The 13021-nt window shown below is 68.6% G+C and carries 13 protein-coding genes and 3 tRNA genes; 4 read left to right on the plus strand and 12 right to left on the minus strand.

Annotated features, from left to right (window positions below; translation table 11 throughout):
- Window positions 1-14: 14 nt before the first annotated feature.
- Window positions 15-878, minus strand: coding sequence for a 3-deoxy-8-phosphooctulonate synthase (gene kdsA / locus PSV00_RS05010; protein ID WP_300445405.1), 864 nt, complete (start codon window positions 876-878; stop codon window positions 15-17).
- A gap of 114 nt (window positions 879-992) precedes the next feature.
- Between kdsA and PSV00_RS05015 the strand changes: the two genes are divergently transcribed.
- The 3 genes from PSV00_RS05015 to sseA are packed head-to-tail and all read left to right on the plus strand — an operon-like array spanning window position 993 to window position 4570.
- The gene (locus PSV00_RS05015) at window positions 993-2462 is read left to right on the plus strand and encodes a deoxyribodipyrimidine photo-lyase (protein ID WP_366944635.1); all 1470 of its coding nucleotides are present in this window, start codon (window positions 993-995) and stop codon (window positions 2460-2462) included.
- A 24-nt stretch (window positions 2463-2486) separates the two neighbouring features.
- Window positions 2487-3707 (plus strand): cyclopropane-fatty-acyl-phospholipid synthase family protein, encoded by a 1221-nt coding sequence (locus PSV00_RS05020; RefSeq protein ID WP_300445407.1) that lies wholly within the window; start codon window positions 2487-2489, stop codon window positions 3705-3707.
- A gap of 14 nt (window positions 3708-3721) precedes the next feature.
- The gene (gene sseA / locus PSV00_RS05025; RefSeq protein WP_300445408.1) at window positions 3722-4570 is read left to right on the plus strand and encodes a 3-mercaptopyruvate sulfurtransferase; all 849 of its coding nucleotides are present in this window, start codon (window positions 3722-3724) and stop codon (window positions 4568-4570) included.
- Here the strand turns inward: sseA and PSV00_RS05030 are convergent.
- Both PSV00_RS05030 and PSV00_RS05035 read right to left on the minus strand, forming a co-directional pair.
- Window positions 4567-5889 carry a dicarboxylate/amino acid:cation symporter gene (locus PSV00_RS05030; protein WP_300445409.1) on the minus strand — a complete coding sequence of 441 codons (1323 nt, stop codon included), beginning with the start codon at window positions 5887-5889 and terminating at the stop codon, window positions 4567-4569. The genes sseA and PSV00_RS05030 overlap by 4 nt on opposite strands.
- 32 nt (window positions 5890-5921) lie before the next feature.
- A complete protein-coding gene (locus PSV00_RS05035; protein WP_300445410.1) occupies window positions 5922-7031 on the minus strand; it encodes an amino acid ABC transporter substrate-binding protein in 1110 nt (369 codons plus the stop codon).
- Between the two features lie 233 nt (window positions 7032-7264).
- Here PSV00_RS05035 and PSV00_RS05040 point away from each other — a divergent pair, with 233 nt between their 5' ends.
- Window positions 7265-7642, plus strand: a complete 378-nt coding sequence (locus tag PSV00_RS05040) for a PLP-dependent transferase (protein WP_300445521.1) — start codon at window positions 7265-7267, stop codon at window positions 7640-7642.
- Here PSV00_RS05040 and PSV00_RS05045 read toward each other — a convergent pair.
- The 9 genes from PSV00_RS05045 to PSV00_RS05085 form a co-directional block, all read right to left on the minus strand.
- Window positions 7601-7677: transfer RNA gene (locus PSV00_RS05045), tRNA-Arg, on the minus strand. The genes PSV00_RS05040 and PSV00_RS05045 overlap by 42 nt on opposite strands.
- Before the next feature lie 46 nt (window positions 7678-7723).
- Window positions 7724-8029, minus strand: a complete 306-nt coding sequence (locus tag PSV00_RS05050) for an ETC complex I subunit (protein WP_300445411.1) — start codon at window positions 8027-8029, stop codon at window positions 7724-7726.
- Window positions 8030-8126: 97 nt separating this feature from the next.
- Window positions 8127-8203, minus strand: a tRNA-Pro gene (locus PSV00_RS05055).
- A 51-nt stretch (window positions 8204-8254) separates the two neighbouring features.
- Window positions 8255-8743 (minus strand): DUF192 domain-containing protein, encoded by a 489-nt coding sequence (locus PSV00_RS05060; protein WP_300445412.1) that lies wholly within the window; start codon window positions 8741-8743, stop codon window positions 8255-8257.
- 25 nt (window positions 8744-8768) lie between these two features.
- Window positions 8769-9347 (minus strand): cold shock protein, encoded by a 579-nt coding sequence (locus PSV00_RS05065; RefSeq protein ID WP_300445413.1) that lies wholly within the window; start codon window positions 9345-9347, stop codon window positions 8769-8771.
- Between the two features lie 228 nt (window positions 9348-9575).
- Window positions 9576-9650 (minus strand) — tRNA-Glu (locus PSV00_RS05070).
- Window positions 9651-9741: 91 nt separating this feature from the next.
- A complete protein-coding gene (recJ, locus tag PSV00_RS05075; RefSeq protein ID WP_300445414.1) occupies window positions 9742-11556 on the minus strand; it encodes a single-stranded-DNA-specific exonuclease RecJ in 1815 nt (604 codons plus the stop codon).
- Window positions 11556-12512 (minus strand): class II fructose-bisphosphatase, encoded by a 957-nt coding sequence (glpX, locus tag PSV00_RS05080; RefSeq protein WP_300445415.1) that lies wholly within the window; start codon window positions 12510-12512, stop codon window positions 11556-11558. The genes recJ and glpX overlap by 1 nt, the downstream gene beginning before the upstream one ends.
- Before the next feature lie 62 nt (window positions 12513-12574).
- Entirely contained in the window at window positions 12575-12979 is a 405-nt protein-coding gene (locus tag PSV00_RS05085) for a hypothetical protein (protein WP_300445416.1), read from the minus strand.
- Between the last annotated feature and the right edge of the window lie 42 nt (window positions 12980-13021).

A 13021-nucleotide genomic window follows, 5' to 3' on the forward strand; every position in this document is an offset into this window, starting at 1 on the left:
CCGGGCTACCGGATTCACCGGGCCTTGGCCATCACGGCCTTGGCCAGGTCGTCGAAGGCGATCAGCTCGGCGCACAGGGCCTCGAACTGGTTCAGCGGCACCATGTTGGGGCCGTCCGACGGGGCATTGTCCGGGTCCTGGTGGGTTTCCATGAAGACGGCGTCGACACCGACGGCCACGGCGGCCCGGGCCAGAACCGGTACGAACTCGCGCTGGCCACCCGAGGAGGTGCCCTGCCCGCCGGGCTGCTGTACCGAATGGGTCGCATCAAAGACCACGGGGCAGCCGATCTCGCGCATGATCGGCAGGGCGCGCATGTCCGACACCAGGGTGTTGTAGCCGAAGCTGACGCCCCGCTCGCAGGCCATCACATTGGGATTGCCGGCCCCGGCCACCTTGGCGATGACGTTCTTCATGTCCCAGGGAGCCAGGAACTGGCCCTTCTTGATGTTGATGGCCTTGCCGGTCGCGGCGGCGGCCAGCAGCAGGTCGGTCTGGCGGCACAGGAAGGCCGGAATCTGCAGCACGTCGACAGCCTGGGCGGCCTCGGCGGCCTGGGCTTCCGAATGGACGTCGGTCAGCACCGGCAGGCCCGTAACCTCACGGATCTCGGCGAAGATCGGCAGGGAGTCCTTCAGCCCCAGACCGCGGGCGGCGCTGGCCGAGGTGCGGTTGGCCTTGTCGAAACTGGTCTTGTAGATGATGCCGACGTTCAGCCGCTCGCCGATTTCCTTCAGCGCATGGGCCATTTCCAGCGCATGCTGGCGGCTTTCCAGCTGGCAGGGGCCGGCGATGAAGGCGATGCGGTTGCCGCCGCCGATGACGACCGGGCGCTTCAGGCCTTCGGACAGGGTGATGATGGCGTTGGGTCGGCTCACGGGCGGGACTTTCGACTGAATTGGGGCTTGTGACGCTGGGTCGATGCCGGGTCTATGCGGCCATCAGGTGGCGTCAGCCGTAACTGTGCGCAATCTATCATGGAGATCGGCCCCGTGACCACCGAGACTGCCCCGTCCAATAGCCCCGTTATCGTCTGGTTTCGCCGCGACCTGCGCCTGGCCGACAATCCGGCCCTCGGCCAGGCCCTGGCGACCGGACGTCCGGTCCTGCCGGTCTACATCCATGACGAGGGCCGCCAGGTGCGTGGCGCGGGGGCGGCGTCCCTGTGGTGGCTGGACGGGTCGCTGCGGGCCCTGGTCGCCGACCTGTCGGCGCGGGGGGCACCGCTGATCCTGCGTCGCGGGGACTCCGAGGCCGAGCTGCGCCGTCTGATCGCCGAAACCGGGGCCGATGCCGTGGTCCTGAACCGGCTGTTCGAGCCCGAGGCCTGGGAGCGTGACGCGACCATCGCCCACGGGCTGAAGACCGAGGGTGTCGACTGTCGCGGTTTCAACGGCTCGCTGCTGGCCCGGCCGGGCTCGGTGCGGACCGGCAGCGGCGGCCCCTACAGGGTCTTCACCCCCTTTATGCGGGCCCTGATGGCCGTGGCCGAGCCGCCGTCGCCCAGGGCGGCACCGGCCGTGATTCCCGGTCTCGCCGACCTCGCCAGTGATGACCTCGACAGCTGGGCCCTGCGTCCGGTCCGGCCGGACTGGGCCGCCGGGTTCGACTGGAGGCCGGGCGAGGCCGGTGCCGCGGCGGCGCTCGACGCCTTCGTGGCGACCGGCCTGTCCGACTACAGTCGGGGGCGCGACAGACCGGCCCTGGCCGCCACCAGCCGGCTGTCCCCGCATCTGCATTTCGGCGAGATCAGTCCGTGGCGGGCCCTTGCCGCCGCCCGGGCCGCTGCCGCATCGGGGGCGGCACCGGCAGCCGAGGCCGATAAATTCGTGACCGAACTGGGCTGGCGCGACTTTTCGGCCCATCTGCTGCACCAGTTTCCGGCCATGGCGGACCGGGCCTTCCGACCGGAATATGACACCATGCCGTGGCGTGACGACCCTGCGGGCCTGGCCGCCTGGCAGGCCGGGCGCACCGGGTTTCCGATCGTCGATGCCGGGATGCGACAGCTCTGGGCGACCGGCTGGATGCACAATCGCGTCCGCATGATCGTCGCCTCCTTTCTGGTGAAAGATCTGCTGATCGACTGGCGGGCGGGCGAATCCTGGTTCCGTGACACCCTTGTCGACGCCGATCCGGCCAGCAATATTCAGAATTGGCAGTGGGTCGCTGGATCCGGAGCCGACGCCGCACCGTATTTCCGCGTGTTCAACCCGGTCACACAAGGCGAGAAATTTGATGCAGACGGTCGTTATGTCCGGACATGGGTCCCCGAGTTGCGGGGTCTCCCCGACCGCTGGCTCCACGCGCCGTGGACCGCGCCGCCTGAAATCCTGCGTCATGCCGGGGTCCGGCTGGGCCATGACTATCCCCGGCCGATCGTCGACCATGCCGAGGCGCGTCTGCGCGCCCTGGCGGCCCTGCGCACCGTCAGCCAGGCCCGGGTCGACGCCCTTGACTGAGTTCACCGTCACGGGGGGGCGGACATGACCGCCGTGCCGGCCGAGGTCTCGGCCGTGGCGGCCCGGACCCCGCGGGGGTTCGGCCTGTTGCTGCGGCTGCTGGCGGCCAACTGGACCTATGGCCGGTTGTCGGTGCAGCTGCCCAATGGCGAGGTTCATCAACTCGACGGGGCCCGCCCCGGCCCGTCCGCCATTCTGGATGTGCGCGACTACCGGTTTGCCCGCCGGGTCCTGGCCAGCGGCGACATCGGCTTCGCCGAGGGCCATATGGCCGGCGAGTGGGAGACACCGCACCTGGCGGTGCTGCTGGAGTCGATCGCCGCCAACTATGATCACATCCGCCAGGTGGTCGACGGCAATCCGGTCATGCGGCTGATCAACGGGCTGTCGCACCGGCGTCGTCGCAACAGCCGGTCCGGGTCACGCAAGAACATCCATGCCCACTATGACCTGGGCAATGCCTTCTATGCCGCCTGGCTGGACTCGACCATGACCTATTCCTCGGCCCGGTTTGCGGCCCCGGATGACGGTCTGGACACGGCCCAGACGCGCAAATATGCGGCGCTCGCCCGGATGATGGATCTGAAGCCGGGCCAGACGGTGCTGGAGATCGGCTGCGGCTGGGGCGGGTTCGCCGAATATGCGGCGCGCGAGATCGGGGCCCATGTCACCGGGGTGACCATCTCGCAGGAACAGCATGATTTCGCTCGCCAGCGCCTGTTCGAGGCCGGTCTGGCCGACCGGACCGACATCCGGATGCTGGACTATCGCGACGTCGAGGGCCGGTTCGACCGGGTCGCCTCGATCGAGATGTTCGAGGCGGTCGGCAAGGAATACTGGCCCGCCTATTTCGACAAGATCCGCGAGGTCCTGGTGCCCGGCGGCCGCGCCGGCCTGCAGATCATCACCATCCAGGACGCCCTGTTCGAGGACTACAACAGCCGCACGGACTTCATCCAGAAATACGTCTTCCCCGGCGGCATGCTGCCGTCCGAGGACCGGCTGCGGCCGGTGATCGAACAGTCGGGGCTGGCGTGGCAGGCCGTCGAGCGGTTCGGCAAGGACTATGCCGACACCCTGGCCCTGTGGGACCAGCGCTTCCAGGCGGCCTGGCCCGACATTCGCCGCATGGGCAGTTTCGACGAGCGGTTCCGCCGGCTGTGGCGCTTCTATCTCGCCTATTGCGAAGCGGGATTCCGGTCGGGCCGCACCGATGTGATCCAGCTGGCGCTGAACCGGGTCTGATATAGGGTCGGGCCATGACCCAGCTCTGCCCCCTGATCACCGCCGCTGACCTCAAGCCCCTGCTCGGTCGTCCTGACCTGCGCATCGTTGACGCCAGCTGGCATCTGGACGGTCGGGACGGGCGGGTGGATTTTGAACGGGAACGGATACCGGGGGCGGTCTTCTTCGATCTGGAGGCCGGATCGGACCGGTCCAACCCCCTGCCCCATATGCTGCCGACGGCGGAGGCTTTTGCCGCCCATGTCTCGGCCCTGGGCATCGGCGATCAGGATGACATTGTCGTCTATGACACCCCCGGCCTGGTGTCGGCGGCGCGCATCTGGTGGATGTTCCGGACGTTCGGGGCTGACCGGGTCCGGGTTCTGGACGGCGGCCTGCCCGCCTGGCGCGCGGCGGGCGGGGCGCTGGAGTCCGGGTCGCGAACGCCGCTGGGCCCGGCATCGTTCCGCGCGCACCTTGATGCCGATGCTGTCGCCGACCGGGCCGATGTCGCCGCCGCGCCCGACGCCGGGATCCAGATTCTGGACGCCCGCTCGGCCGGACGTTTCGCCGGGACCGCGCCGGAGCCGCGTCCCGGCCTGCGCGGCGGCCATATGCCGGGGGCCTGCAACCTGCCCTTTGCCGCCATCCTGACCCCGGACTCGACCATGAAGCGCGGCGCGGCCCTGGAGGCGGCCTTCGCCGCGGCCGGGATCGATCCGGACCGGCCGGTGATCACCAGCTGCGGCAGTGGCGTCACCGCCGCCATCCTGTCCCTCGGGCTTGCCGTCCTCGGCCGCCCGTCGCGCGTCTATGACGGCAGCTGGACCGAATGGGGCGGTCGGGACGACACGGCGATCGAGACCTCTCCGATCAGGAGCTAGGCCGGCGGCGCCACCGGCTCGGCCAGACCTTCGGGCACGATGTCGTCGCTCTCGCCGCGCGACACCACCGTGGCCAGCACCAGGTCGCCGGTCACGTTCAGCGTGGTGCGGCACATGTCGAGGAAGCGGTCGACGCCCAGGATCAGGCCGATGCCCTCGGCCGGGACCCCGACCATGACCAGGATCATCGCCACCACCGGCAGCGAGCCGGCGGGAACGCCGGCGGTGCCGACGCCACCGAGGATACAGACCAGCATGACCACCACCTGCTGGGTGATGCTCAGGTCGATGTTGAAGAACTGGGCCAGGAACAGCACCGTCACCCCCTCGAACAGGGCCGTGCCGTTCTGGTTGGCAGTGGCCCCGACGGTCAGGACGAAGCGGGCGATCTTGCGCGGCAGTTTCAGTTCGAACTCGGCGGCCCGCAGCGACACCGGCAGGCTGGCGTTGGACGAGGCGGTCGAGAAGGCCACGACCATCGGCTCGCGGATGGCGCTGAAGAATTTAACCGGCGACATGCCGCCCAGGGTCCAGACCACGATCGGATAGACGACGAACATATGGATCAGCATCGCTCCGACGGCGACGCCGACATAGGCGGCCAGACGGACCAGCAGCTCCCAGCCGAACAGGGCGGCGAGGTTGAACATCAGGCAGGCGATGGCGATCGGGGCCAGTTTGATGACCAGGTTGATCAGCTTCATCGTCACTTCGAAAATGCCCTCGATCACCTCCTGCAGACGATCGGTCGAGCGGCTCCTGGCCATGACCAGGCCGATGCCGAACAGCAGGGCAAAGACCATCACCGGCAGGATCTGGTTCTGCGAGGCGGCGGTGAAGACATTGGACGGGATCAGGTCGAGGAAGAACTGGCCCAGTTCGACGGACCTGGGGGCATTGCCGACAATATTTGCGGCCCCGGCCGCGCCCTCTTCGAGGAGCCGCTGTGCCAGCAGCGGGTCGACGCCGTCACCCGGCCGGAAGATGTTGACCATGGCGATGCCGATGAACACGGCGATGCTGGAGACGACCACGGTCAGCAGCAGCGTCTTGGTACCGGCCCGGCCCAGCGCCTTCAGGTCCCCCATCTCGGCCACCCCGACCACCAGGGCCGAAAACAGCAGCGGGATCACCAGCATGAACAGCAGGCGCAGGAAGATCTGGCCGGCAGGACCGGTGATGTTCGAGGTCAGCCACTGGACCCAGCCGGCGTCCGCCCCGATCGTCAGATTGACGAACAGGCCGCCGCCCAGGCCGACGACGAAGCCGATCAGCATCAGCCAGTGAAGCGGCAGCTTGCCGCGCTTGATCGTGTCCATTGGTGGTCCCCCGGGGCGCTCTTGAGTGGCGTCTATCGAATCGGCAGGGCGTAGATCAGCCCGCCGGGTCGTGCGTTCCATTGTGCATTCAAGCCGCGGGCCAGGTCGAGCGCGGAATCGTCACCCAGGTTGCGATTGAAGATTTCGCCATAGTTGCCCACGGCCCCGACGGCATTGCGGGCCCAGCCCTTCGACAGTCCCAGCATCGGACCGAACTCGCCTTCGCTGCCCAGAAGGCGGCGCACACGCGGGTCGGTCGAATCCTTCGCCTCGGCGGCGACCGTGGCCCGGGTCACCCCCAGCTCCTCGGCCATGATCACGGCGTCCAGGGTCCAGCGCACGATCGAGGTCCACTGTTCATCGCCGCGCCGCACCACGGGCCCGAGGGCTTCCTTGGAGATCACGTCCGGCAGGATGGCGTGTTGTTCCGGGTTCGACAGGGTGGTCCGCGCCGCGGCCAGGGCCGAGATGTCGGCGGTCAGGGCGTCGCAGTCCTCGCGGGCATAGGCCTGACGGGCGGCTTCCTCATTGGGCAGGACCACGGCCCGGTAGTCGATGCCGCGCGAGCGGAAATAGTCGGCGGCATTGAGCTCGGACGTCGATCCGGCCTGGACACAGACGCGCGCGCCTTTCAGCTCGACCGCGCTGTTCAGGTTCAGGGCCCGGCGCACCATGAAACCCTGGCCGTCGAAATAGTTGATCCCGGCGAAGCTGAGGCCCTCGCCGGCGTCGCGGGTCATGGTCCAGGAGGTGTTGCGCCACAATACGTCGATCCGCCCGTCCTTCAGGGCCTCGAACCGCTGGCCGATGGTCAGGGGCACGAAGCGCACGGCGTTCGGATCATTGAAGATGGCCGCCGCCATGGCCCGGCAGAAGTCCACGTCGAAGCCCCGCCACTGGCCGCGATTGTCCGTATAGGCGAAGCCGACCAGTCCCTCGTGGACGCCGCAGTTCAGACGACCGCGTCGTTTGACGGCCTGGAGCGTGGGGCTGACGATCGGCTCCAGGGTCGTGGTCCGGGGCGCGGGGTTTCCGGTGTGCGCCGGCGTGGTCTCGGCCGGGGCGCTGTCGCGTCCGCAGGTCGCCAGGAACAGACAGGCCAGTGCCGCCGTCCCTGTCCGCCAGATCGCCCTCATGGTCATCCGCGCCTCGCCGTATCCCGCCCGACCTCGGCCGTCGGAGCCTTGCACCGTCTCACGCTTTAGAGGCTTTTGGCGAGGCAATCGCAACCCGTCCGAGCAAGACGATCGTCATGGCCCCCTGTTCCGACCGTACCCGACTGATCGCCGCCGCCACCCGCCGGGGGCGCGGACGTCGCCCCGTGAACCCGCCGATCGAGCGCGGCTCGACCCTGCTCAATGACCGGGCCGCCCTGATGCGCGATCCGGCCGGCGGGCCGGTCTATGGCATTGAGGATCTGGGCGCGGCCGCCGAGCTGAGGGCGGCCCTGTCGGATCTGGAGGGAGCGATCTGGACCGGCCTGGCGCTGAAGGGTGGCTCACTGGCGGCGGCCGATGCCCTGCGCGATGCCCTGACCCTGTTCGGGCTCGGCTTTTCGTGGGGCGGGTTCGAGAGCCTGATCACCCACGAGACCGCGCAGCTGACGCATCGCCTGAGCCCGCCGGACCGGGCCGGTCCGTTGCTGCGCCTGCCTGTCGGCCTGGAGGATCCGGTCGACCTGATCGCGGACCTGGAGCAGGGTTTCGCCGCCTGGCGCGCCCAGCAGGACTCGAACCTGCAACCGTCCGCTTAGAAGGCGGGTGCTCTATCCGGTTGAGCTATGGGCGCCTGCGGCCAGGGCCGGAGGTGGGCGGTCGGGGGCAGCGGGGTGGACTCAGTGGGTCCAGGGCTGTTTGCGCGCGGTGGCGAAATTGTCGGCATAGGTCTTGATGATCACCGGCGGTTCCTGCGGTTCCTGCAGGCGGAACGGGATGCCGTGCCGTTCGGCATAGGCCACCGCCTCCCCACTGGTCTCAAAGCTCAGCCGCACCTGGCCATTCATGTCGGTGGAGCTGGTCCAGCCCATCAGCGGGTCGATGGTGCGGGCCGAGGCCGGTTCAAACTCCAGCCGCCAGTCGTGGGTTCTGGCCTTGCCGGACTGCATCGCGGTTTTCGCGGGTCGATAGATGCGCGCCAGCATGGCCGGGTCTCCAGAATTCGCCGCTCGCGGCGCACACGGCCGCCTGCGGCCGGGATAGTCGTTCCTTGACCCGGGGTCCAGAGACCCGGGGTGCCGATGGTCGGAGTGAGAGGATTCGAACCTCCGACCCTCTGGTCCCAAACCAGATGCGCTACCAGGCTGCGCTACACTCCGAACCGGCGGAGGCGTCTCTTGCCACGGACCCCGCTCCGCCGCAACGCGTGATCAGCCCTCCGGTTGGAAGAACGTATGTTTGACCGTGTCGCCGGCCCTGGCCCCGATCTCTTCCGCTCGCCCGGCGCGCAGTTCCAGCACCCCGCTGGCCCCCCCCCGTGAGGGAATCGGCAGTTCCGAAAACGGCACGGCGTGGCTGGCGATCGAGACGATCCGGCCCTGGGGGTCGATATAGAGGATATCCAGAGAGCTGGGCGTATTGCGCATCCAGAAGGCCCGCTCGGCCACATCGGGGAATTCGAACAACATGCCGCGATCATCGGCCAGGGGTTCGCGGAACATCAGACCGCGCTGGCGTTCGGGTTCCTCGTCAGCGATCTCGACCATGAATTCATGCGCGCCGCTGGCGGTGACGATGGTCAGGGGTTCCAGCGGACGTCCGGTCGCATCCTTCGGGGGCTGGGCACCGGCGCAGCCGACAATCGGGGCCAGCAGTACCGCCGCCAGAAGCGCGGTCAGGATTGAACGTCGGCTGGACATCGCAATTCGCCTTTTCGGGGCGAGATCAGTCGCCCGGTTTGATTTCCGCGACCACCAGCCCCTTGGGACCGTCGGCGAATCGCACCGCCACCGTCTCGCCGGGCAGGAGATCATCCAGACCGCAACGCCGCAGGGTCTCGACATGGACAAAGATATCGCCTGGCTCGCCGTTGCGCACCACGAAACCGTAGCCCTTGGTGCGATTGAACCATTTGACGACGGCCAGCTCCATCGGACCGCCCGCAGCGATATCGTCGAGCGCGGCGCGGGGCTCATTATAGGTTCGCAAGCCGTCATAGCCGGATCTGCTGTGGGACGCGGCCCCGGTCACGCCCGGCGGCGCATCGCCGACCTCGACCACTTCGGCGACCTGCCAGCCCTTTGGACGGAAGACGCAGTCACAGACGATCGGCGCGCCCTCGGCGGCGACGTCCCGCCCGCTGTCCCGCAGGCTGGACACGTGAATCAGCACGTCCTTGAGGTCGGTTAGGTCCGGGTCATCGGGAACGATAAAGCCGTAGCCCTTGCCGGCATCGAACCATTTGACCCGGCCGGTGACGCGGACGACCGCCTGGGTTTCGGTCCCTTCGTATTCTGACACCATGCCTCCCCCGGTCCGACTTGTGTCGCAGACCGGTCACACGCTAACATGGTTCGGCGAACGCCTGAAAAGGGAAAAACAGAAATTTCCCCCAAATCACAGCTTCAGGCAGCATCAAATTTCAACCAAGGCGACCTTTATAGCCCAGCTTGGCAATAAAGATCGCGCGGTCGACAGGGCTCACCGCCGGGGGTGGTGAAGCGAAAGCCGGGATGTCAGGGGAAGGCCGCGTGGTAGTCCCTAGGGGAGTCGAACCCCTCTCTTCAGGTTGAAAACCTGACGTCCTAACCGATAGACGAAGGGACCACTGCGCGGCGAGCGGGCGATATAGCCGCCGATTCCGGGTCGTGCAAGCCCAAGTCTACGGGTCTGCAAAGGTTTTTTGAGCGACGCCGGTTCAGCCCATGCGCGGGTCGGCGATGTCCTCGATCTCGAACTGTACGCCGCGGCGGCCGTTCCAGTCGTCGGCCTTCAGCCGGCCGGCCACGCTCAGTCCGCCCTGCCCCGCCAGCAGGACCTTGCCCCCCGGCAGGTCGGCACAGCGCCAGGCGATGGCCTTGACCGAGGCCCCGTCGGCCCCGACCAGGCGGCAGCGGACATGGCCGCCGTTCATGGCCACCGCGTCACGCACCTGCACCCCGTGCAGGGCAAACAACGGTTCGGGATTGGCCGGGCCGAACGGGGCCAGCCGTTCAAACTGTTCGAACAGGGCCCGGCTGGCTGCGCCCGGTTCGATCAGGGCATCCAGCTCGACCCGGTCCAGCACCTCGGCCCCCGCCTGTTCGCCGATCATCCGGTCATTGAGGAAGTCGCGCAGCCGGTCGATATCGTCAGCGCGGACAGTCAGGCCCGCCGCCATGGCGTGGCCGCCCCCGGCGATCAGCACGCCCGTCTCCCACGCCGCCTGCACCGCCTTGCCGAGGTTCATGCCCGGCTGGGACCGGCCCGAGCCCTTGCCGATGCCGTTGACCGCGTCGACGCCGATCACCACGACCGGCTTGCGCCAGCGTTCCCGCAAACGGCCGGCCACGATCCCGACCACGCCGGGATGCCAGTCGTCACCGGCGATGACCACCACGGCCGAACCGTCAGCGTGGGCCCCGGTGGCCTCGACCCGGCGCTGGGCCTGGTCGGTGACCTCGCGCTCGACCTCGCGGCGGGCGATGTTCAGGGCGTCCAGTTCCTGGGCCAGGCTCGCGGCCTCGGTGGGATCGTCGGTCGACAGCAGGCGGGCCCCGAGGTCGGACTTGCCGATTCGCCCCCCCGCATTGATGCGCGGCCCCAGGATGAAGCCGGCGTGGTTGCTCTTGGCCGGCCCTTCCTCGGCCCCGGCCGCGGCCAGCAGGGCCTTCAGCCCCGGATTGCGCCAGTCCGACATGACCTTGAGGCCGAGGCTGGTCAGGGCGCGGTTGAAGCCGGTCAGGCCCGTGACGTCACAGATCGCGCCCATGGCCGCCAGATCCAGCCACTGGCGGATGTCCGGCTCGGGCCGGTCGGTGAACAGACCCCGGGCCCGTCCCTCGCGGTTCAGGGCCGCCAGCAGCACGAACACCACCCCTGCCGCCGCCAGATTGCCCTGGCCGGAGTTGCAGCCGGGGCGGTTGGGATTGACCACGGCGGCGCAGACCGGCGGATGCTCGCGCATCATATGGTGGTCGATGACGACGACCTTCAGCCCGATGGCCGAGGCATGGGCCACCGCCTCGTTGGCGGCCGCGCCGCAGTCGACGGTGATGACCAGATCGGCCCCGGACGCTTTCAGGGTGTCGAAGGCTTTCGGACTGGGCCCGTAGCCCTCGGTGATCCGGTCGGGCACATAGATGGGCAGGTCCAGTCCCTGGGAGCGGAACCAGCGCACCAGCAGGGCGGCGCTGGAGGCCCCGTCGACATCATAGTCGGCGAAGACATGCACCGACGATCCGGCCTGCACGGCGTCGAGGATGGCGGCGGCGGCGGCGTCCATGTCCATGAAGCTGGACGGGTCCGGAAACAGGGCCTTGAGCGTGGGGGCGAGGAAGTCGGCCCCCTGGTCGGCGCGAACGCCCCGGGCCGCCAGGGCGCGGGCCAGCGGCTCTTCGAGGTCCAGCGCCTGCATATGGGCCCGGATGGTCGCGGCCTCGGCCGGGCGTTGCCGCCAGACCCGGCCGGACAGCGAGCGGGTCACCCCCAGGAAGGCGGGTTCGGCGGCCGGAACGGGCCCGCCGTCGGCCATCAGACGGGCCGCGTCGTGCGGATACGCTGCACCGTGCGGGTGCTGGAATCCATCACCAGCGTGTGGGTCGAGACGAAACCGCCGCTGATCCTCACGCCGTCCAGCATGGCCCCCTTGGTCACCCCGGTGGCGGCGAAGATGGCGTCCTTCGACACCAGTTCATGCAGATCGTATTTGCGCCCGAAATCGGTGACCCCGGTCTTTTCGGCCCGGGCCCGCTCGTCGTCATTGCGGAAGATCAGCCGGCCCTGGAAATGGCCGCCGACGCATTTCAGCGCCGCTGCCGCCAGCACCCCTTCGGGGGCTCCGCCCGATCCCAGATACAGGTCGATGCCGGTCTCGGGCTCGGCCGTATGAATCACCCCGGCCACGTCGCCGTCGGTGATCAGCACCACCTTGGCCCCGACCTCGCGCAGGGCGGTGATCAGATCGGCGTGGCGCGGCCGGTCCATCACGCAGACGGTGATCTCGTGCGGGTGAACCCCCTTGGCCCCGGCCAGGGCCCGCACATTGTCCTGCGGGCTCATGTCCAGATCGACCAGGCCGGGCTTGTAGCCGGGGCCGATGGCGATCTTGTCCATATAGGTGTCGGGCGCATGCAGCATGCCGCCGCCGGGCGACATGGCCAGCACGCACAGGGCGTTGGCCATGGCCTTGGCCGTCAGGGTCGTGCCTTCCAGCGGGTCGAGGGCGATGTCGATGGCCGGTCCCTTGCCGGTGCCGACCTTCTCGCCGATGTAGAGCATCGGGGCCTCGTCGCGCTCGCCCTCGCCGATGACGATCTTGCCGTCGATATCCAGGGCGTTCAGCGCCGTGCGCATCGCGTCCACGGCCAGCTGGTCGGCGGCCTTCTCGTCGCCCCGGCCGATTCCGGCATAGGAGGCGATCGCCGCCAGCTCGGTGACCCGGGCCGCATCGGCGGCGAGGGTCGAGGAATAGGGGGCCTGGTCAGCCATGGATGATCTCCTGGGACGATGATCTCCGGATTCTGTCGTCCGGGCGAGCTTGTGGAAGGGTGTCAGCGTCGCGCGATGGGCGGTGGGGCCCGGCCGCGTTCACGCAGGTCGTCGGCGATGGCGTCGATCTCGGCCCGGGTCCGGGCCGTGGCCGGGGCAATCCGGGCCGCCGCGACCCGCGCCATGACGGCGGCGACATAGGCGTCCGGGTCGGACAGGGTCCAGTCCAGCCGCGCCACCTCTCCGGTCAGGGATCCGCCGGTAACGTTCAGGGTGGCGACCTCGCCGGCCACGACCGACGCCGACGGCAGGTCGGTCGGGGTGGCCGGGAAGTCTTCCCAGCGCGGATAGGTGCGATGGGAATCGACCAGGGCCGCGACCGTGGCGTTCAACGGATCGGCCCCGGTCGAGGTGGCCGCGCAGCCGGTCAGACCCGCGAGAATCGCTCCCGACAGCAGCCCGACCAATTTTTTCCGTAGTGACGCGTTCATTTCGGACCCGGTCATATG

It is taken from the genome of Brevundimonas sp. (assembly GCF_029945885.1).
Classification (GTDB): domain Bacteria; phylum Pseudomonadota; class Alphaproteobacteria; order Caulobacterales; family Caulobacteraceae; genus Brevundimonas.